The organism is Cognatundibacterium squillarum (assembly GCF_014652435.1).
Lineage (GTDB): Bacteria > Pseudomonadota > Gammaproteobacteria > Burkholderiales > Burkholderiaceae_D > Undibacterium > Undibacterium squillarum.
The window spans coordinates 169,014-189,220 of sequence record NZ_BMYU01000001.1; the positions used below are offsets into that span (position 1 = coordinate 169,014).

Annotated in this window: 16 protein-coding genes; 10 read left to right on the plus strand and 6 right to left on the minus strand. The window is 53.6% G+C overall.

The window, feature by feature from the left end; genetic code table 11:
* Window positions 1-66: 66 nt before the first annotated feature.
* The 3 genes from IE092_RS00745 (at window position 67) to IE092_RS00755 (ending at window position 3,155) form a co-directional block, all read left to right on the plus strand.
* Window positions 67-1,356 (plus strand): ABC transporter ATP-binding protein, encoded by a 1,290-nt coding sequence (locus IE092_RS00745; protein WP_189355101.1) that lies wholly within the window; start codon window positions 67-69, stop codon window positions 1,354-1,356.
* A 159-nt stretch (window positions 1,357-1,515) separates the two neighbouring features.
* Window positions 1,516-2,196, plus strand: coding sequence for a thiol:disulfide interchange protein DsbA/DsbL (locus IE092_RS00750; RefSeq protein ID WP_189355102.1), 681 nt, complete (start codon window positions 1,516-1,518; stop codon window positions 2,194-2,196).
* A gap of 11 nt (window positions 2,197-2,207) precedes the next feature.
* Window positions 2,208-3,155 carry an L-lactate dehydrogenase gene (locus IE092_RS00755; RefSeq protein ID WP_189355103.1) on the plus strand — a complete coding sequence of 316 codons (948 nt, stop codon included), beginning with the start codon at window positions 2,208-2,210 and terminating at the stop codon, window positions 3,153-3,155.
* Window positions 3,156-3,239: 84 nt separating this feature from the next.
* Here IE092_RS00755 and IE092_RS00760 read toward each other — a convergent pair whose 3' ends face one another.
* Both IE092_RS00760 and IE092_RS00765 read right to left on the minus strand, forming a co-directional pair.
* Window positions 3,240-3,443 (minus strand): hypothetical protein, encoded by a 204-nt coding sequence (locus IE092_RS00760; protein ID WP_189355104.1) that lies wholly within the window; start codon window positions 3,441-3,443, stop codon window positions 3,240-3,242.
* Window positions 3,444-3,761: 318 nt separating this feature from the next.
* The gene (locus IE092_RS00765) at window positions 3,762-5,414 is read right to left on the minus strand and encodes an SH3 domain-containing protein (RefSeq protein WP_189355105.1); all 1,653 of its coding nucleotides are present in this window, start codon (window positions 5,412-5,414) and stop codon (window positions 3,762-3,764) included.
* Window positions 5,415-6,045: 631 nt separating this feature from the next.
* On the opposite strand from IE092_RS00765, the gene IE092_RS00770 reads away from it, so the two are divergent.
* The 5 genes from IE092_RS00770 to IE092_RS00790 all read left to right on the plus strand — a co-directional run bounded on the left by IE092_RS00770 (window position 6,046) and on the right by IE092_RS00790 (window position 9,035).
* Window positions 6,046-6,588 (plus strand): hypothetical protein, encoded by a 543-nt coding sequence (locus tag IE092_RS00770; RefSeq protein WP_189355106.1) that lies wholly within the window; start codon window positions 6,046-6,048, stop codon window positions 6,586-6,588.
* 8 nt (window positions 6,589-6,596) lie between these two features.
* The gene (locus tag IE092_RS00775) at window positions 6,597-7,157 is read left to right on the plus strand and encodes a hypothetical protein (protein WP_189355107.1); all 561 of its coding nucleotides are present in this window, start codon (window positions 6,597-6,599) and stop codon (window positions 7,155-7,157) included.
* A gap of 162 nt (window positions 7,158-7,319) precedes the next feature.
* Entirely contained in the window at window positions 7,320-7,877 is a 558-nt protein-coding gene (locus IE092_RS00780) for a hypothetical protein (RefSeq protein WP_189355108.1), read from the plus strand.
* Window positions 7,878-7,888: 11 nt separating this feature from the next.
* Window positions 7,889-8,458 carry a hypothetical protein gene (locus IE092_RS00785; RefSeq protein WP_189355109.1) on the plus strand — a complete coding sequence of 190 codons (570 nt, stop codon included), beginning with the start codon at window positions 7,889-7,891 and terminating at the stop codon, window positions 8,456-8,458.
* Window positions 8,459-8,573: 115 nt separating this feature from the next.
* Window positions 8,574-9,035: a hypothetical protein gene (locus IE092_RS00790; RefSeq protein WP_189355110.1), complete on the plus strand. Its 462-nt coding sequence runs from the start codon at window positions 8,574-8,576 to the stop codon at window positions 9,033-9,035.
* Window positions 9,036-9,160: 125 nt separating this feature from the next.
* Here IE092_RS00790 and IE092_RS00795 read toward each other — a convergent pair whose 3' ends face one another.
* Genes IE092_RS00795 through imuA form a run of 3 tightly spaced genes read right to left on the minus strand, consistent with a single transcriptional unit; the run spans window position 9,161 to window position 14,689 of the window.
* Window positions 9,161-12,397 (minus strand): error-prone DNA polymerase, encoded by a 3,237-nt coding sequence (locus IE092_RS00795; protein WP_189355111.1) that lies wholly within the window; start codon window positions 12,395-12,397, stop codon window positions 9,161-9,163.
* Window positions 12,394-13,995 (minus strand): Y-family DNA polymerase, encoded by a 1,602-nt coding sequence (locus tag IE092_RS00800; protein WP_189355112.1) that lies wholly within the window; start codon window positions 13,993-13,995, stop codon window positions 12,394-12,396. The genes IE092_RS00795 and IE092_RS00800 overlap by 4 nt, the downstream gene beginning before the upstream one ends.
* A gap of 7 nt (window positions 13,996-14,002) precedes the next feature.
* On the minus strand, window positions 14,003-14,689 hold the full coding sequence (gene imuA, locus IE092_RS00805) for a translesion DNA synthesis-associated protein ImuA (protein ID WP_189355113.1): 687 nt from the start codon (window positions 14,687-14,689) through the stop codon (window positions 14,003-14,005).
* A gap of 279 nt (window positions 14,690-14,968) precedes the next feature.
* On the opposite strand from imuA, the gene IE092_RS00810 reads away from it, so the two are divergent.
* Both IE092_RS00810 and IE092_RS00815 read left to right on the plus strand, forming a co-directional pair.
* A complete protein-coding gene (locus tag IE092_RS00810; protein WP_189355114.1) occupies window positions 14,969-15,196 on the plus strand; it encodes a hypothetical protein in 228 nt (75 codons plus the stop codon).
* A 104-nt stretch (window positions 15,197-15,300) separates the two neighbouring features.
* On the plus strand, window positions 15,301-15,735 hold the full coding sequence (locus tag IE092_RS00815; protein ID WP_189355115.1) for a hypothetical protein: 435 nt from the start codon (window positions 15,301-15,303) through the stop codon (window positions 15,733-15,735).
* Window positions 15,736-16,120: 385 nt separating this feature from the next.
* Here the strand turns inward: IE092_RS00815 and IE092_RS00820 are convergent, their stop codons facing one another.
* Window positions 16,121-20,140, minus strand: coding sequence for a Pls/PosA family non-ribosomal peptide synthetase (locus tag IE092_RS00820; RefSeq protein WP_189355116.1), 4,020 nt, complete (start codon window positions 20,138-20,140; stop codon window positions 16,121-16,123).
* Between the last annotated feature and the right edge of the window lie 67 nt (window positions 20,141-20,207).

Sequence of the window (20,207 nt, forward strand, 5' to 3'; positions counted from 1 at the left end):
GCCGGTCTGCCACCGAAACATGCGATTGACCGCATCTGCGCCGCACAGCGGCAATACGGAGGACTTATGACCCGTCAGGCATTACTAGCATTAACACAGGTAGCAAAATCATTTAAAGCGGCAGACGGCCAGTCCCGTCTGATTCTGGATAAGGTGGATTTCAGTCTGCAGGATGGCGAAATCGTCGCTTTGCTCGGCAAATCCGGTTCCGGCAAATCCACGCTGTTGCGTGTGATGGCGGGCTTGATCAGCGCGGATAAAGGCAGTGCGGTGTATCGCGGTCAGGAAATCCGTGGCCCTGTGCCCGGCATTGCGATGGTGTTTCAGTCATTTGCTTTATTCCCGTGGCTGACCGTACAGCAAAACGTGGAACTGGGGCTGGAAGCGCAGGGCGTGGGTGCGGCAGAGCGTGCGCAGCGTGCCGATGCGGTGCTGGAACTGATCGGCCTTGCCGGTTTCGGAGGTGCGTTGCCGCGTGAATTGTCCGGCGGGATGAAACAGCGTGTCGGTATTGCGCGGGCGCTGGTGATGAATCCCGATATTCTGCTGATGGATGAAGCATTTTCCGCGCTGGATGTGCTGACCGGCGAAACCCTGCGCGACGATATGCTGGAACTCTGGCAGGAGCGCCGCATTTCCACTAAGGGCATTCTGGTGGTGTCGCACAATATCGAAGAAGCGGTGATGATGGCAGACCGCATCATTCTGTTATCCAGCGATCCCGGTCGTGTGCGTTGCGAAATTCCGGTGAACCTGCCGCGTCCGCGTGATCCGGATTCTGCTGAAGTCCGTGCGCTGATTGATGAAGTGTATGGTCTGATGACGATGCGTTCTTCCGGTGATCTGCATTCGGAAACCGGATCAGTACGCCATATCGGCTACCGCTTGCCGGATACCGATGTCACGCGCATTGAAGGCGTGCTGGAAATGCTGATGGATGCGCCATTCGAAGGCCGTGCCGACTTGCCGCAACTGACAGAAGAAGCGGAATTGCCGGACGAAGAATTGTTCCCTGTCTATGAAGCGATGAGCCTGCTCGGTCTGGCGATACTGGAAAAAGGCGACATTCTGCTGACCGCGTTGGGCAAGGAATACGCGGTCGCAGATCAGGCGCGCAAACAGGAATTGTTTGGTCAGCAATTACTGATGCATGTGCCGCTGGCGGCGCATATCCGTCGGGTGCTGGAGGCCGAAACCAGCGGCAGTATTTCAGAACAGCCGCTGCTGGAAATGCTGGAGGATTTCCTGAAGCCGGAAGAAGCGCAACGGGTGCTGGCGGTGGCGATTGAATGGGGACGCTATGGCGAAGTATACGAATACGATTACCATACCGGCCGCCTGACCTTGCCAGCTTAAAAGTCGTCATACAAAGCGGACGCACCAATGCGCCGCTGATCTGACTAACTGTGGCATTTATCCGCCTGCATGATGCGCAGGCTTGTGACATCATCATGCTTTCAGGCAAACTGGCAGTTTTTGCAGTTTGTGTCTTCGTTTTTTGGGGAAGGTCAATTTATGCAGTTGAAACGCCGTTCTGTACTGGGTCTGGCTGCCGGCATGCTGGCAGCGCCGTGGTCTGTTGCATCGCCCGCCAAACCGCTGGCAGGTGTGGAATATATCCAGTTACCGGCACCGATGCCGGTGCGCGCTGCCGCTGGCAAAATCGAAGTGATCGAATTTTTTATGTATCACTGCCCGGCCTGTAATGCACTGGAAGCAGAGCTGATGGCGTGGGTCAAAAAAATGGGCGACAAAATCGAATTCCGTCGCTTCCATCTGCCGTATCACGGTGTGAATGATCCGGAAGCGCATTTGTTCGTCACGCTGGAAGCCATGGGGCTGGACAGAAAACTGCATCAGAAAATTCTGGATGCGTGGCATGTCGAACGCAAACGCCTGCGTACCGATGACGATAATGTCGCGTTTGTTGTCGCAAACGGTATCGACCGCCAGAAATTCCTCGATGTGTACAACAGCTTCTCGGTACAGGCTACCATGCGCCGCCTGCCGCGCACGCTGGATCAGTACGCAGTGCAATACACACCAAGTTTTGTGATTGATGGCCGTTTCCTGACATCGCCAAGCATGATTGCGCAGGCGAATCTGAATCTGGCAAAAGACGATGTGCATCCTGCGTCGTTCACTGCGATGGAAGCGCTGATTGATCTGGCGATCCGCAGCAAAAAAGCCGGCTGAAAGGAAATCTCATGAAAATCGGCGTTGTCGGAACCGGATTTGTCGGCAGTACCGCGGCTTACACGCTGGCGATGCAGGCCGTGGGCAGCGAACTGGTGCTGGTCGATCATCAGCCCGCACTGGCGCAGGCGCACGGCATGGATATTCTGCATGCCGTCCCGTTTTCGCATCCGGTGCAAATCCGCTCCGGTGACATCGCCGATTTACACGGCGCGCAGTTAGTCGTGGTGGCGGCCGGCGTCAATCAGCAACCGGGCGAAACCCGTCTGGCACTGCTGCAACGGAACGCTGCGATTTTCAGTGCGCTGATTCCGCAAATCGTGCAAGCCGCGCCGGATGCCGTGCTGATCATCGCCACCAATCCGCTCGACATCATGACCCACATTGCCACCCGTATTGCGGTGGCAGCCGGTTTGCCTGCCAGCCGTGTGATTGGCACCGGCACCATGCTGGATACCGCACGCTTCCGCGCCTTGCTCGGAGAAAAACTCGGCATTGCATCAGAATCGGTACACGCTTATGTGCTCGGTGAACACGGTGATTCCGAAGTGCTGGTCTGGTCCAGCGTGCATATCGGCGGTATTCCACTGGCGGATTTTGCCGCTGCACGCGGCATTGCGCTGGATGACACACTGCGCGCCGCAGTCGATCATGGTGTGCGTCGTGCGGCGTATCAGATCATTCAGGGCAAAGGTGCAACGTACTTTGGTATTGCTTCCGCCATCACCGCCTTAAGCCGCGCCGTACTGTTTGATGAACGCTGCGTGTACACTGTCAGCGCCATGCACAGCGAAGTGGAAGGCATACCGTCGGTTTCGCTGTCCTTGCCCGGTATCATCGGTCGCAACGGGCTGACCGGCACGCTCAAACCAGTACTGAACGCCGCCGAACACGCCGCCCTGCAAACCAGCGCCAGCGTTATTCTGCAACACATACAGGCAATGGATGCCGCTGCCTGAGTGCTGCTGGTCTGCTTCAGAAACAAAAACGCCTGCAATTGTATGCAGGCGTTTTTGCTTTCAACGTAAAGCGCGGAATACGGTTTAATCACTCAGCGCAATATTCGCAGCTTCTTCAGGCGTCAAACCGTCATAAAACTGGTCGGTCAGATTTTCGATATCTTCTTCGATAAACTCTTGCGCCTGTGCCTGCGTGGCACCGCCCTTGACCAGAAAACCCTCAACCTCGATGCACCAGTGGATCAGCGCCAGCGTCTCTTCGTCCAGTTCTTCTTTTTTCTTTGCCATGATATTTCCTTGATTGAATCGCAATGTTGTGACGTAAGACCAGCCAGTCAGCGTGGCAGACGCGGTGTTACTTCGTAAGAGCGCCTATTATCCTATGTTTTCAGCGCCGGCTTATGTCCCGTCTTGAACAGAGCGTCACACAATGCTTTCCGAACCCGCCGGAGAACGCCGGAAGGCGTGCCCAAAAGTGCGCTGAAAACGCTTAAATGCGGTGTTCAGCACAGCAATCCGGCGGTCGTCGGCAGAAAGTCCGGCTCTGCAAAACGGGCAGATGACGATAGCTGCACAGAGCAGGGGGGGCTGAACGTCCGGATACACTCAGCAACCGCAACCGTAGCCAAACTGATCCGCATCCAGAATTTTCCATTGGCCGTTGATATTTGCCAGCATCAGGCGGTACCAGCGATCATCGTTCGGGCTGGCAAAACCCAGATGGCCGGGGCCTTTGCCTGTGCCTTCCCATACCGCAATATCCGGAATGCCATCGCCGTTCAGGTCGTAGTACAAATGGGTACCTCGGACGAAGCCGGTTTTTTTCCTGTCCATCGCCACTTTGCTTTCGCTGACACTGGCTTTTTGTGCAGGCAGCGCAGCCGTTGTGTAGAACAGATACAGCGCTCCTGCTTCTATGCTTTGCCGGCTTTCTTTCTGCATTTTCTTCGCTTCGCCACTGCCTTCTGCCGTACCGTAGTCAAAATAACGCCAGATGCCGTCATCCGCATCGCCAAACGTGAAGCCCGGTGTCCAGCCGCTGCACATCGGTTCATCGAACTCACGCCACAGCTCTTCCTCGACTTTCAAATACGTGCTCTGGGTTTTCAGGCGGCCATCGCGGAATAAACGATATTCCTGCACCGGTTTTGCCAGTATCGCAATGCGCGATTTCATATCGTACAAACCCGGGCCGTAAGGATCGTCCGGATTGGCCGGTTTGCGCGGGCGCGGCGTAGTCAGCTGGCGATAGACAATCCCGAAACGGCCGCTGGCATTCACAATGCCGGCCCCACCGGGGCCGATATCCGCTTCGCTTAAAAACAGAGAAGGCTGCACGGTTTGAAACTCCAGCGCCTGTATCAGTTGCCTTACGCGTCCGGCACCACCGCGATCCTGACTGGAAATTACTTCGTGCAGATCGCCCCAGATGCGGATTTTATTGCGTATCTCCTCCATATCATCATCACGGGCTTTTGCGGCTTTTTGCTTCAGTGCAGCCCAGTCTGTCAGCGCCGGTGGTTTCGGTGCCTGCAAACCCAGCGCCAGATGCGCCTTCATTTTTTCCAGCGCGGCATCTTTGGGCCAGGGGCCACCGGCAGGTAAATCCGGATGCTTTTCTTTCAGATAGCCAACGTACTGCTCCAGCGCCACCCAGTCCGGATTCAGCCAGAATACTTTTTCCGGATTGTAATCCGCAGTCACCGGCTGACCCGCCTGCCGGTCGCCGCGTATATGCGCCAGCACCACCTGTTTGTTGCTCAGATACTGGCAGGCGGTATAGCCTTTTATGCCTTCGGCGGTACTCACCTCGCAGTAACCGTTATCGGCCTGCTCGTTACTGACTTTGACCACACGGTTCAGACTCAGACGCGCCAGCACCTCGGCCTCGCGGTTCGGCGCGGCACGCAACACGACGCCATTCCCATTCACCCAGCGCTGCGCCGCATCCACACCATCCACCCCCGCCGCCGGACGCAGAATTTTCTGCTCACTCAGAAAGCGGCAAGCCACATAACCGTAATAACCTTCGCCCTCAATCAGGCAAAAATCACCATAAGGCGGCGCTTTCAGAATCAGCTCAGTTCCGCGCGACATCCGGCCAATCACGTCCTTATCCGCCGACGGCCCGCTGCGCACCCGCACATCATCCGCATTCACCCAGCGCGGCGGCTGCTTCGGCACCTCCGCCTTCGCCAGCAAAGGCAAGACCATCAACACAGTGCTGATCAGCACAGAACAGGATTTACGCATCGTCATCTACCAGTCAGGATGAAAAGAAGCAGGGCAAGCACAGCGCCGCCCCCGCAGACAAACTCCGAAAATCATAACAAAACCAGCCTGAAAATTAGCATGCCGCGCCGCAGAGCACAGCAATACTGCGCTTGGCGGTGGGTTTTGCGGTTATTGGGGAGCATCGCAGGAATGCGGTATTTGTTTGCTTGAAATGGCAAGCTTGTCTTGTTGCAATCAATGCTTACTGTGTAAAAACTTAAAGTGTTTTCTCTAAATTTAATTAAACGTATAAAAAACAAAGAATTAGCAGCATTTTTTCATGTGAATTATATTTTTCGATGGAAATGCTTGTGTTGGTCTATATGCAATTTAGCTATTGATGAGTAAGATACGCGCCAATTGTTAAAAAATGTAAAGTCTGATGTCTATCTGTTTTTCTTGTGATGTTTCTGAAGCTGTTCTGCAGATGCAAGTAGTGAAGTTGTTTGCCTTGACGTCCTCAAACCCTTCTGTACGGTTTTTCTAAACGCTTTTCTCTCCCATTGATCCCGTTACCGCGCCGCTGATCCCCCTTGCGGAAACGGGATTTCTTTTCTGTTTCGCGTTTTATTTCAGACTGCGCTTAAACGTATTCGCGCAATTTCCATTGTTAACTATGCAAAAGACTGAGATTTCTTCTTCCTCACGAATTCCGTTTCTGTATTCGTTCGACTGGCCAAACCGTTTGGCTGAAATGACTGGCAAGTGGGTATTTTTTACTGTCTTCCGTTTTTACTGGCTATTGCTGTGGTTTGCATTTGCGCCAGCAATCGCCGGTTATGCCTTGCCGCTGGAGTTTGATACTGACTGGACGGACTGGGCTTTCTACGCCTACTTGCTGCCATATCCGGTGATCGAAGCTGTGATCGTGCTCGTATCTGCACGTGTTGCCAGCAGACTTCCGGTAAGACAAGGGCTTCAGCACGCGCTGACCGGAGTGCTGTTGGGGAGTGCTTATGTTTATTACTTTGGTGAATTGACCGCACTGATCGAAGTGCCGTTCATGGTATTACTCGCAACGATTGTAAGCAGGGAAAAGCAGAACATGTCCGCATTGCGCGATGTTCTGGTGATTTTATGGCTGACCCGTGCAATTCAGTTACTGGCGCTGCTAGCGATGTACAGAATGCTTTACCTTCCTGATGCTACTTTTTCCTGAAAATATTTATGAATGTCGCTTTACCGGTCTTTGTGCCTGCCTTTTTAAAGGCATTTCATCGTATTTTTATCTTTTGCTTCTTGACTCCCGGGAAAACCTGGCAGCAGGAATTCGTAATTAAATATTGTGCTTTTTTTGTCGCGCGGGGAGTCTTGTATTGTATTTCCGTGTTTAGTGGTGTGGCTGGCTATATTTGGTATTCTTCCTCTGAAGAAAAAAATGTAATTTTTTTTGTTAGTGAGTTTGTAAATCCTTTTGTATTTGGTGCTTTTTCCGAAAATGTGCTGTTGATGTTGATATGTCGTATTGCTGTTCGATTTCATATTTCAGACTTCTGGACGGTATTTTTTTTGGGGTTGCTGTTCGGTGGGCTTCACATTTTTGTTAATGATGACATTTCTTATGTCAATGCAATTTTTTATTTTTGGATAATGACGGGAATGTATCTTAATTGGCATCGATCAAAAAATGCTTTTTTAATTATTCTTTTATTCCATGGGTTGTGGAATTTTAATGCGACTATATTATTTTTAATTTTTGGAAAATTTTTTGAATATTGGCTTGGTTAGTGAGTGCGTGAATTTTAAAGGAATCCGTGCCAATTTCCGTATTTTGCGATGTTCTGGTGATTTTATGGCTGACCCGTGCAATTCAGTTACTGACACTGCTAGCGATGTACAGAATACTGTACGGTCCGGATATCGTCTGATTTTTATTTTCTGAATGCATTTATGAATATAAGTTTGCCGGTTTTTGTGTTCGATTTTTTTAAAAAATTTCAGCATATTTTTATTTTTTGTTTTTTAACGCCGGGGAAAAGCTGGCAGCAGGAATTCATTCTTAAGTTCTGCGTGCTTGGTGTAATTGAGGGAATTTTTCAATTCTTTTTTATTTTGGGAGATGTTCCGAATAGTCTGGGAAATTTGGCATTCAAAGTGATGGACATTTATTTCTTCTTTAAAAAATTCGTTAATCCTTTTGTTTTTGGTGCCTTGTTGGAAAATGTGTTACTGATGTGGATATGTCGCCTTGCTATAAAATTCCATGTTCCGGATTTCTGGACTGTTTTTATTTGGGGTTTGTTCTTTGGTGGATTGCATGTTTTGGTTAAAGATGTCGATTCTATTAATGCCATTCCATTTTTTTGGGTAATTACAGGGATGTATCTTAGCTGGTACCGTTCAAAAAATTCTTTTTTAATTATTCTTTTATTTCACGGGTTATGGAATTTTAATGCATCTATCTTTCTTATGTTGTTCGGACGTTTTTTTGAGTATTGGTTTAGTTAGTCGGGGGATTTGTGGATATTGCTCTTCCGGGTTTTTTGTTCGATTTTTTAAAAAAATTTTATCGTGTTTTTATTTTTTGCCTTTTAACTCCAGGTCAGCGTTGGTACACAGAATTAATCATTAAATTCAGCATTTTGTTTGTTCTTACTTATGGCATTGGTTTTTCATTTTTTATACTTGGTGATTTTTCTGATCCAAATATTTTAAGTGATACCAATGAAGCCGGAGGAGAAACCAGAAGCACAAATTTGCTCGGTTTTGTAATGCTTGTAGTGATTTCGCCGCTGATTGAAAATGCTTTGATGGTGCTGTATTGTCGGTTATGTAAATTTTTTCGACTACATGAGTTATTGATTTGCCTTAGTTTCGGTTTTTTGTTTGGCGGACTCCATATTCTGTTATTTGGATGGTTGGGAGTGCATGCAATTTTTTCTTTTGCTCTTCAGGCGGGAATTTATCTGAACTGGTATCAGTCAGTAAACGCCTATCTCCGGACAGTTTGTTTTCATGCTCTTTGGAATGGCACAATTTTTTTGATTGCGATTTGCATAGAGCGAATGCCTAAAGGAATCTTGATTTGAGGTTTTTGTTTTGATGAAGTATTTCAGCGGTATATCAGTTTTTTTAGCTTTTCTGATACGAAAATTTCGTATTATTTTTCCATCGCTAAACTGGCCCAATCCGACTTTGGAGGTAATGGCGAAGTGGGCTGTTTTTACATATGTGCGGCTTATATGGTTTGTTCTTTGTGTATTAATTAATCCTGAGGAGTCCATCACTTCACTTGAAAAAGTGCCAGCTGTTGTGATGAACAAATATTTCTCGTTGCTGCCAGATTGGAGTGAAAATTTATTTTTATATGCATTTCCTTTGTTTGAGTTTTTCGTCGTATTTGCGATGCTGAAATTTTTTACGCGTTCCAGATTACCGGCATTTTTACAGTGCTTACTGATTGGTATTGCGGGGTCTTCTGCTTATTTTTTCTGTTATGGACATTGGAATGCTTTGATAGAACTGCCATTCTTCTTTGTTTTGGCCAGTCTGGTGCTCAAGCATCAACTCACTACGAGAGGGTTTTGTTACGGGCTACTGTTTGATTTTCTGAACCGGAGTGTTCTTTTGTTGATGTTGTCGCTGATGTCAGTTGTACCTGAGTAATAGTAAAAAATGCAATTTGTTATGCCAATCTCCGCATCACACATTTTCTGAGGCCCGGACTTTCTGCCGACGACCGCCGGGTTGCTGTGCTGGAATCCGCATTTGGGGGTGTTTTGGCGGGGTTTTCAGCAGAAATCGCGGCTGTGGGTGGTCAGGGATTGCAGCCAGTGGCTGAGGTCTTCGAGGCGGCCGGCGATCAGGTGGCGGACGCCGTTCTGGTATTGCCATACGCCGTGCACGGCGAGCAGGCTGGCGTGCAGGGCTTCGCGGCGCTGGCGTTCAAATACGGCGGGCCAGACGATGATGTTGACGGTACCGCTTTCATCTTCCAGTGTCATAAACAATACGCCTTTTGCCGTGCCGGGGCGCTGGCGCACGGTGACCAGTCCGCAGGCTTTGGCGACTTGTCCGTGGCGGTAATCCTGTAATACGGCGGCAGCCTGAAAACCCTGTTCGCGCAGGGCTTTGCGCAGCAGCGCCAGCGGGTGGCTGCGCAGGCTGAAACCTTGTGTGGCGTAGTCTTGCCGGATTTGCTCTGCCAGTCCGGGGGCGCGCAGTTGCAGTGCGGTTTCGGGGACGGGGCTTTGTTGCAGCAAATCTTTGCTGGCGACGGCGGCGCTGGCTTGCCACAGTGCCTGCCGCCGGTGTCCGGACAGACTGTGCAGCGCATCGGCATGGGCCAGACATTGCAGTTCGTGGCGGTTTAAGCGGGCGCGCTGCGCCAGATCCGCGACATCGGCAAACGGGGCTTGTGCGCGTGCCTGGCTGATGCGGCGGGCGCAATCGGCAGACAGGCCGCTGATCAGCGATAAGCCCAGCCGCACAGAGGGTTGCGAGGGATTGTCAGGGTGCGGTGTGCGCAGGCTGCTGTCCCATTCGCTGTCGCTGACATCGGCGGGTAGCACGTGTACGCGGTGGCGGCGCGCATCCTGCACCAGTTGCGATGGGCTGTAAAAACCCATGGGTTGCGAGTTCAGCAGCGCGCATAAAAAAATTGCCGGTTCATGGCATTTAATCCAGCTGCTTAAATACGCCAGAATCGCAAAGCTGGCGGCGTGGCTTTCGGGAAAGCCGTAATCGCCGAAGCCTTTCATTTGTTCAAAAATGCGTTCGGCAAAGGCGGCGTCATAGCCGTTGTGCACCATGCGGCTGACGATGCGGTCATGAAATCCTTCCAGTCCGCCTTTGCGTTTCCATGCTGCCATGGCGCGGCGCAGCTGATCGGCTTCGCCGGGCGTGAAGTCGGCGGCGGCCATGGCAATCTGCATGACTTGTTCCTGAAAAATCGGTACGCCCAGTGTTCGTTCCAGCGCAGCCTGCATGCCGGGATTGGGGTAATGTTCGATTTCTTCCAGCCCCTGACGGCGGCGCAGGTAAGGATGCACCATGCCCCCCTGTATCGGGCCGGGGCGCACAATCGCCACCTGCACCACCAGATCGTAAAACGTTTGCGGTTGCAGGCGCGGCAGCATACTCATCTGGGCGCGGGATTCGATCTGGAACACGCCGATGGTGTCGGCGCGGCAAATCATGGCGTAAGTGGCGGGATCTTCGCGCGGAATGTCCTGTAGTCTGGCGGGTTTGCCGGGGAAACAGGCCATCATATCGAGGGCGCGGCGGATCATGCTGAGCATGCCCAGCGCCAGCACATCGACCTTGAGCAAACCCAGCGCTTCCAGATCATCTTTGTCCCACTGAATAACGGAGCGTTCCGGCATGGCGGCGTTTTCTACCGGCACCAGCCGCGATAAGCGATCGCGCGCAATCACAAAGCCGCCGGTGTGTTGCGATAAATGGCGCGGAAAGCCCATCAGTTGCCAGGTCAGTGCAATCCAGCGTTGCGCCACCGGGCTGTTGGCCTGTAAGCCGCATTCCGCCAGCCGCAGCGCGAAGTCGTCACGGCTGTCAAACCAGCGCTGGGAACGGGCGACCTGATCGATCAGATCGGGATCAATCCCCAGCGCCTTGCCGGTTTCACGCAGCGCACCACGCGCGCGGAAGGTGTGTACCGCAGCGGCCAGCGCGGCACGGCGGCGGCCGTATTTGCGGTAAATATACTGAATCACTTCTTCGCGCCGCTGGTGTTCAAAATCCACGTCAATATCGGGCGGTTCGCCGCGTTCGCGCGAGATAAAGCGTTCAAACAGCAGGGTATTCACTTCAGGGTTCACTTCGGTCACATGCAGGCAGTAGCACACAACCGAGTTCGCTGCCGAACCGCGTCCCTGACACAAAATGCCTTGCTCCCGCGCAAAACGCACGATGTCGTACACCGTCAGAAAATACGCTTCATACGAGAGTTCGTGAATCAGCGCCAGTTCGTATTCGATACGGTGAATCAGATGCGCACTGATTCCTTGCGGGTAACGCTGATGCGCACCGGCATACACTTCGCTGCGCAGATAGGTTTCGGGTGTGAATCCGGCTGGTACCAGTTCATCCGGATATTCATAGCGCAGACTATCCAGACTGAAATGGCAGCTTTCTGCAAGATCGACGGTAGCAGCCAGCGCATCGGCGCTGTAGATACGGCTCAGACGAAAACGTGAGCGCAGATGCTGTTCAGCATTCGGTTGCAGCAAGTGGCCGCATTCCTGCAATGGCAGGTTGTGGCGGATAGCGCTTAAGGTGTCCTGCAGGGGTTTGCGTGAGCGCACATGCATCAGCACATGGCCAACCGCCACCACGCGCAAGCCGTTTTCCTGCGCGATATGCTGTACATGCTGCTGCTGGTAATCGTCCGCCTGTTGCAGCGGCAAATGCAGGCCCATCCAGCCGCGATTGCCGAAAAGGTTTTTCAGCCAGACTGCTTGCTGTGCCAGTTGCGCGGGTTCTGCCGGATAGGCGGGAATCAGAATTACATGGCAGCCCGGCAGGGCGCGTAAATGGCTGAGATCTTCCGGCGGCGCAGAAAAATCGCTGCTGTGCAGGCGGTAACTGCCCTTGCTGCAGCGGCTGCGGCCCAGCGTAATTAGTTCGCACAAATGGCCGTAAGCGATGCGGTCTTGCGCAATCACCACCAGCGTCATACCGGACAGCGCGGGGTTGTCATCCTCCAGCCGGAAATAACTGCCGATCAGCAATTGCGGCGGCGGAAAAGCGGCGTCCGGCGTGCCGTCTTCGCTGCGGCTTTGCGGATTCAGCAAACCACGGTGATATTGCTGGCTGTAACTGCGCAAAGCATCATGCGCCCGCACCACACCGGCCACCGAGCATTCATCGGTGATGGCCAGTGCGCGATAGCCGAGTTCGGCGGCGCGCTGCACCAGTTCGGATGCATGCGATGCGCCTTCCAGAAAACTGAAATTGCTGAGGCAGAACAGTTCTGCGTAATCCGGCAATAGCGGGCGTTCGCGGTTCATCCGAATACTCCGTGTAAATACCAGCGGCTGACATCACCGGCATGCAAAGGCCGCTCCCGGAAAATCCAGTACTGCACATGGTTGCTGCCAACGGCGATGAAGTAGTCGCGCAGACCGGCGTGTTCGCTCCACCAGCCGGTTTCCACCCGTTCTGCGGCAGAGATAATCTGCAAAGGCCCGTGCCACCAGGGTTTTTCATCGCGCAGGCTTAAGGCTTGCGGTTGTGCCAGCAGCCATGCGGGGCGGTACAGTGCGCTGGTGTGGTCGCTGATCTGGCGGCGCTGACGGGCAGACACCGGCTGCATCACGGAAACCCACTGATTCGCCCGTTCCGGCAAGTGTTCATCGGAATGTGCCGGACGGCATACCTGATCCGCACCGAGGCGCGTGGCCAGCAAGGCTAATAAGCGTTGATGATCCGCCGTCTGCATACCGGCATCCGGAAATAAATCGCCGTTGCCTGCTGGCAGCGCCTGCGTTTGCGGCACTTGCAGATGCAGAGCAATCACGGGATGGCTGAGACTGAGCAGCGCGAGTTTTTCTTTGAGCAGCGGCCAGAAATCCGCCATTTGCCAGCCAGCGGAAGTCAGTTCCAGTGTCAGCACTGCCGGCGCTATCGCCTGACGACCACGTTCATACGGCAAACGAATCGTCAGCGCAGCGGTGGCAAGCTGGCGGCGCTGCAGCCAGCTGCATAAACGGGTCAGCAAGCGTTGCAGATAAGGCTGTAACTGATCGCTGCGTTCCATACGGTCGGGCAATTCCTGTGTGAATTCGCAGTGTTCGGCTTCCACATGCCAGACCAGCGGCGCTGGCCGTTCGCCGTATAACTGATCGGTTTCCTGCAGCAACGCCGCGCTGGTACGGCGCTGCAAACCGGCGCGCGGCAAGCGGCGTAAGTCACCGAGTTTGTGACAGGCGATGCCTTCCAGCAGCGATAAATACGGCGCGGCCTGCAATAAAAAATGCACCGGTATGCGGTTCAACCGCGCTGCCAGCCTTGGCATTGGCAAGCACAACGCATAGGTTTTGCCAATGGCAGCGGCATGACGCGCCAGCAAAGCGGCAGCCATGGCAACCGGTGCAACGGCGGTACAGGCGCTGACATCCAGCGCAGCCAGCACATGCCGTATGCGCTTACGTAACAGGCGTATACCGCCGAACAAGCGCAGGCTGGCGGTCACATCCATCAGCACGGTGGCTGGTGCCAGCATGCACACCGAAGGCGTGAACTGCAGCAACACTTCCGCGCATTGCTGCAGCAGGGCTTGCTCGCGCTGCGTATCGCGTTGCTGAAAACGGGCATCGTGACATAAGAGTTCTATACCCGCGCGGCGCATACCGCTGCGTACACCGGCCTGAACTGCCGCCGGATTCATCAGCCAGCTGCGCTGTTGTTCCATGATCACGATGGCTTGTGAGCCGGATTGCCACTGGCTGCGCGGGAAAAAAGCTTCCATGCCCAGCTGAGGTAAAACCACGGCAATCCAGACCGGTGGCCGGATGATCACAGCCGCAGCACCAGCTGCTGCACCGGCATCAGCGCCTTTGCCGCTGGCGGTGCTGTCTTGCTGCGTGGCGTGTGTAATGGCAGACATCGCGCGCTTACTGCAGCAAACGGGAAACACGCTGCGCTGGCTGCGCCACGGCAGGCTGACGATCGTGCTGCAAATCCGACAGATACGGATGCGCAGGCAGATACAGCGGCAAATGCTGATCCATGGCCTGACCACGTCGCTTCAGAATGCGTACCTGCATGCCGTATGAAGCGGGCAGGGCGGCAATACGTAAAGCGGCTGGCGAAGGTGTTTGCGCCACGCTCATCGGGCGGATTAAACACAGCAGGCTTTCGGTTTGCTGCGCCAGCAAATGCAGGCGGCGTAACTGATCATTACGTAACTGATCTGCCCACAATAAAACGGCTGCACTGCTGCGGTGGCGCAATATCTGTTCCGTGGCCCACAAACGGTCTTTCAGCAATGCCGGATTAACCCAGACCAGCCGCTGGCGGAAGCTGTCGTCATGGCTGAAACCATGAATTTGCGGCACATACGGCGGCGCCACCAGCATCAGCGCACCCTGCGTTAACTGACGTAAAGCGGGAAGCAACAGACGGCATTCCAGCGTACCCGGTTCATCAATCAGTAATTCCATCAACTGCCCCAGCGGCCAGCCCTGACCGGGCAATTCGCGGTTCAGCATACGAAAACCGGAATCCAGCGTTCGCCCGTGGGCATGACCCAGTTGCGAGGCGCGCCAGAGGGCGGGGTGAATCTGTTCAGGGGAATTCATGATATGCTCGGCATAAATACTGTATGTATGTACAGTATAAAATCAGTTGCCGGTATTTTCAAATGCAGTGATTTTTCAGGGGCGGGCAGGTGGTTTTCCCTCTGAGGTGCTGTCAGCGGACGTCAGAAATATGCGACACTGATAAAAATACTGATTGGATATACAGTAGTTTGTGCTAAAGTACTGTTCATGGACGAACAACACCGGTCACGCAGCAAACGATCTTTTCAAAGGCATGTTCATCCCTGATCTCAATGCATCCTTACTGGAGTTTGAAAAATGGCATACCTCGAACAATCTCTGAATACCCGCTTCAGCCTGCAACTGTCTCCTAACGCATTTGTGATGCGTCTGGGCCGCCGCGAATTATTTGTCTGCCGCGATTTCCGTCAGCGTCCGTATGCGGTGAATCCGCTGGTGGATTGCAGCACAGGCGTGCAGCCCGGCCATCTGGAAATTCTGCTGGCGCGCAAATGGCTGGTGATTTTGTCCTGCGCGAAATGGTGATTTGCCGCCAGACGGCATGAGGCTGGCTTCAGTGCCGGTCTCACAGAACCCTTCATTTGTTTGTATCTGCTCGGCAAAGGGACGCGCTAATACGCTGAGTTGCATTGAAAAATGCACTCGGAACAGCATCCGGAAACGCATCCGGCAAGGACACAGAGCGTAGCAAAAAGGAAGCGGACAGGAGTCTGACAGGGACTGAACAGAAGCTGTGCAAGGGCCGAAAAATCTTGAAGCACATCGCAGCGTTCTGTTTTTTCTTCGAAAACGATTTTGTCCTGCATTCCGCAGGCCAGCCAGTGCCCGCGTACATGACGTGGACAAGCTTTGTAACGGGGGGAAGCAGCGTGTTGCTTAACCCTTCACTGAAAAAGAGTAGCGTACTTCAGGATGGTCGCTTTTTCTGCGACCGCCGCTGTGTCTGCGGCCCTGCGCTTTTCTTGTGTTCAGTAAAATCGATACCTGTTGCATGCGACGATCCTGCTGTCTGCGATCCGCGATGCGCGAGCGGCGGTCTGTTTCCGGCCAGCCTGCATCTGTGATCGCAGCAGCCTCGGATTTATCTGCGGAAACGTGTTTAACAGCCGTCGCTGCCTGATTGTCATAACCCTGAAAGAGTTTTAAAACTTTGATGGGAAACATGATGCGGTTTGCAAAATCGGTCTTTCCTGAGACAACGACAAACAGCACGCAGACTTTAAGCAAAAGCGTGCAGCAAAGCCGTGGAACCGGCACAAAAACGCAAAATTTTGTGACATTCATGCTGTGCAGAAATGTTCATTTCCGTGTGGCATCCAAACTGTGTCAGATTCTTCCGCAACCGGCGTAAAGCTCATCATGGCGCATGTCACGCCGGAAATAAAAAACAGCACGCAAAGGTGCTGTTTTTTATGGAAGTGGCAAAACCGCTAATGTGTCGGTCTTGCTTTATTGCACCTCGGCGGGACAACCATGCCAGCGGGTTTGCGCCGGAATGAATTCGCCTTTCATGACCAGCGTCAGCGGCCCCAGTGTGACATTTTCACCGACCTGTGCGCTGTACAGCACGCAACTGCGCGGCCCCATATACACACCGGAACCGATTTCCACCTGATCAATTTTCATGATGCGGTCTTCAAACAAATGCGTTTGCGGGCAGCATAAAGCATTGATTTCGCTGTGGTCACCGATGTGTACGCAGTCAAACTCGGTAATGTCGGTGGTATCCATATACACGCCTTTACCGATCCGCGCACCAAGCAGATTAAATGCCATTGGCAGCCACGGTGTACCGCGCAGATAACGCATGAAGTTCGGAACGGCAATGCCTTCATACAGATTGGTAATCGCTTCGGACAGCCAGACAAACGGCGTCCACATCGGTACGGCAGACTGACGATAACGACCGATCAGCAACCATTTGAGCACCAGTACAAACACAAAGCAACCGAAGCCATAGGCCAGACCGGCCAGCACCAGATACACAATCACTTCCGTCCAGCGTTCATCACCCGCCATCGGCATCAGATCCAGCACCACCGTGTAACCCACTGCGGTGACCAAAGCATGCGGAGAGATAATCCGGAAGGCTTCTACCAGACCACGCCCGATACGGCGGAAAACGGAAGGCGCAAACGTCAGCGATTCCGGGAAACCTTTGACTTCTTCACGTGCCGGCAAATGCATGGCAGGAGAACCCAGCCAGGTATCGCCGGGACGCATTTTGTCGTTATCCGGCGCTGCAGTATGGACACCGATCAGCACTTCTTCCGGCAGAATCGTGCCATCCGGAATGTAAGCACCGTTACCGACAAAGCTACGGCGCGATACGACCGTTGGTTTTACTTCCATCCAGCCGCAATCGATTTGTTCATCACCCAGCAACACTGCGTCGGCGATAAAAGTATCTTCGCCCAGCGTCAGCATGTCCGGCACTACGCCCAGCGCCGTGGAAATTTCCGCACCTTTACCGACTTTGGCACCGAGCAGGCGATACCAGAACGGGGCATACACCGTCGCATAAACACCGTGCAGCACATGCAGGCTGGATTCCTGAATCTGATTCACCAGCCATTTTGCGCAATACGTCACACTGTGAACCGGATATAAACCACTGCGCAGACGCGGTAAAAATGCCCAGCGGATAAAGGCAGACAACAAGGCTGTGCCGATAATCAGGACGCCGGTGGCAGGGAAGGCCAGCAGGAAATATTTCAGCAATTGCAGTAACACTACATTGCCATTCAGCGGGGTCAGAATGTCCAGACTGTCGAACCAGTCGATCATCACAAACACCGGAAACACCGGCATAAAGAACAAAGCCGCGACCAGCAGCGCACCCGCTGCAAAATACAGCGCTTCCAGCGTATGACGCAGATTGCTGACCGGTGGACGTGGCGGATACACGCTGCGATCAAACACACCTGCATCGCGTGCCGGTGAACCTTTCCAGACTCTGCCGGCAGGCACGGTTTGCCCGTCTGCCAGCGCAGATTGTCCATCCAGGTGTGCCGCTGTCTCCAGACGGGTGTTTCCCTCTAAAACAGAATACGAACCGACGTAAGCGTCATCCGCCAGAACGATTTCGCCCAGTACCAGTTCACCGTTTTCGACACGCGCATTTTCAAAGTTACAGGCATTACCAACCGAAGCGCCATCGCCGATACGCAGTAAGCCGGGAGCACGGATCGTCATCGAACCGATGATCACATCACGACCGATTTTCGCGCCCAGCGCACGCAGCCACCAGCGGTACAGCGATGAACCGGAAAGCATGTATGCCGGTGCAGCTTCGACCAGACGGTCCGCCAGCCACCAGCGGAAATACGTCAGTCCCCATAAAGGATAACGACCCGGACGCAGATTACCGGCAATCAGCCATTTACCGATGATGGCGACAAAAAACTCCGCCACCGTCAGCCCCAGAAATACCAGAACCGATAAGGCCATAGCCCGCGCAATTGAATCCCCCGGATCGCCGGTGAAATAGTGGTACGCAAAAAACGGTGCCAGCCACTGAATCATACGAATCGCCACCAGCACCGGCGTTGCCATCGCTTGCGCAGCACCACAGGCCAACCGTTGCCAGACCGGTGCGATACGGCGCGGCTTTACGCTCGCATTCACAATGGAACGCTGTTGTGCTGCCAGCGCAGCAGCAATCGCGCCTACCTGACGGTGCTGATAAATATCCGCGATTTTTAAACCGGCAAAACGCACATCCTGACGGACTGCCGACACCAGTTTCGCCGCCAGCAAAGAATGTCCGCCCAGATCACGGAAAAAATCCGCGCTGCGCACTATGGGTTGCCCCGGAAACAGTGTCGCCAGCGCAGGGAATAACACGCTTTCCGCATCATTTTCTGCGATATCCGATTCGCCTGAAGCCGCCTGTGCGGCCAGCGGTAAGGCTTTCAGGGTATTACGGTCAATTTTGCCGGACGTTAAGCGCGGAACTTCTTCCATCCACTCAAACCGAGACGGCACCATGTAAGGCGGCAAACGCTGCGCCAGATGCTGACGCAGTTGCGCAGCCAGTTCCGCATTATTCAGTAGCAGGACGGAGGCATCTGCGTTGATATCCCGCGCTAAAAACGCCACGATCTGATCGATGCCGCCATCTTTGCGCAACACCACCGCCACAGTACCGACACCGACTTCGGCAGCGAGTAAGCTTTCGATTTCACCGAGTTCTACGCGGAAACCACGGATTTTGACCTGATCATCAGCGCGGCCCAGACACTGCACAGAGCCATCTTCCTGAATCACCGCCAGATCACCGGTACGGTATAAACGCGCTTCCTGTGCAGAACGCGCCCACGGATTCGGCAGGAATTTCTGTTCCGTCAGATCCGGACGACCGAGATAACCCACCGCCACACCGGGGCCGGAAATACATAATTCACCGGTTTCACCCGGTTTCAGTAAACGCAGTTCCCCTTCGGTGGCGACCACCATCAGCACATAATTCGGCAAAGCCGAACCAATGGTGACCGGCTTACCGGCTTCCAGCGCCGCCAGACTGGCGGAAACACTGGCTTCGGTCGGGCCATAGGTGTTGAACATCTGGCGGCCAGCGCAAGACCAGCGGCTGACCAGACTTTCGGGACACATTTCACCGCCCAGATTAATCAGCCGCAGCCCCGGAATATCGCGGGTGAACAACGCCAGCAGGGTAGGCACTGCGTGTAAAACCGTGATGTTTTCTGCATCCAGCGCAGCGGGCAGGGCGTCCGGATCGGCGGTAATCTCGCGCGGTGCAATCCATAACGTGGCGCCGACCAGATACGAAATCCAGATTTCCTCAAACGACATATCAAAGGCCACAGAAAAGCCCTGATACACCTTGTCATCACTGTGTATGCCCAGCACCGCATTTTCACTGCGCAGGAAATGGCAAATTGAGGCCTGACTGACCAGAATGCCTTTCGGCTTACCGGTAGAGCCTGAGGTATAAATCACATAGGCCGGATCGCTGCCTTGTACGGCGGGGCGGGTGCGTAATTCGGTGGTCTGTGCCAGCGCTTCCACCGTCCAGACCGTTTGCTGTATCGGCGCGGTCTGCGCTGAAAACGTTGCAGAACTCAGTAAGCCGCAGGCATTTGCATCATCCAGACACACCTGTACCCGTTCTGCCGGCACGTCCGCATCCATCGGCAGCCATGCCGCACCGGTTTTGGCGATAGCCGCTTGCGCCACCAGCAAATCGATTCCGCGTGGCATCCATAAACCGACAATCTTGCCGGGGCCTGCACCTGCCGCCAGCAAACCGGCAGCAATCACACCGGTTTTTTCATTCAGCTGCGCATAGGTCAGCGAACGTGCGCCATCGATCAGCGCGGTTTTATCCGGACTACGGGCGGCGGTAGCTTCAAGTAAATCAGCGAGACATTCCTGCTGTAAGAAATCCGGACGATCCGGTCCGTACAAAATAGCGTGTTCAGAGGGCGATAAACTGCGCAGAGACATAAAAAATTTTTTGCCTGGATTGGAATTATTATAAAAACATCAGCAAAAGATCCGGTGCACAGCACCG

What these genes read in the sequence shown, in the direction of transcription:
- IE092_RS00745 (WP_189355101.1), top strand. Translation starts at nt 67, where the DNA reads ATGACCCGTCAGGCATTACTAGCATTAACACAGGTAGCAAAATCATTT.
- IE092_RS00750 (WP_189355102.1), top strand. Translation starts at nt 1,516, where the DNA reads ATGCAGTTGAAACGCCGTTCTGTACTGGGTCTGGCTGCCGGCATGCTG.
- IE092_RS00755 (WP_189355103.1), top strand. Translation starts at nt 2,208, where the DNA reads ATGAAAATCGGCGTTGTCGGAACCGGATTTGTCGGCAGTACCGCGGCT.
- IE092_RS00760 (WP_189355104.1), bottom strand. Translation starts at nt 3,443, where the DNA reads ATGGCAAAGAAAAAAGAAGAACTGGACGAAGAGACGCTGGCGCTGATC.
- IE092_RS00765 (WP_189355105.1), bottom strand. Translation starts at nt 5,414, where the DNA reads ATGACGATGCGTAAATCCTGTTCTGTGCTGATCAGCACTGTGTTGATG.
- IE092_RS00770 (WP_189355106.1), top strand. Translation starts at nt 6,046, where the DNA reads ATGCAAAAGACTGAGATTTCTTCTTCCTCACGAATTCCGTTTCTGTAT.
- IE092_RS00775 (WP_189355107.1), top strand. Translation starts at nt 6,597, where the DNA reads ATGAATGTCGCTTTACCGGTCTTTGTGCCTGCCTTTTTAAAGGCATTT.
- IE092_RS00780 (WP_189355108.1), top strand. Translation starts at nt 7,320, where the DNA reads ATGAATATAAGTTTGCCGGTTTTTGTGTTCGATTTTTTTAAAAAATTT.
- IE092_RS00790 (WP_189355110.1), top strand. Translation starts at nt 8,574, where the DNA reads ATGGCGAAGTGGGCTGTTTTTACATATGTGCGGCTTATATGGTTTGTT.
- IE092_RS00795 (WP_189355111.1), bottom strand. Translation starts at nt 12,397, where the DNA reads ATGAACCGCGAACGCCCGCTATTGCCGGATTACGCAGAACTGTTCTGC.
- IE092_RS00800 (WP_189355112.1), bottom strand. Translation starts at nt 13,995, where the DNA reads ATGTCTGCCATTACACACGCCACGCAGCAAGACAGCACCGCCAGCGGC.
- imuA (WP_189355113.1), bottom strand. Translation starts at nt 14,689, where the DNA reads ATGAATTCCCCTGAACAGATTCACCCCGCCCTCTGGCGCGCCTCGCAA.
- IE092_RS00810 (WP_189355114.1), top strand. Translation starts at nt 14,969, where the DNA reads ATGGCATACCTCGAACAATCTCTGAATACCCGCTTCAGCCTGCAACTG.
- IE092_RS00820 (WP_189355116.1), bottom strand. Translation starts at nt 20,140, where the DNA reads ATGTCTCTGCGCAGTTTATCGCCCTCTGAACACGCTATTTTGTACGGA.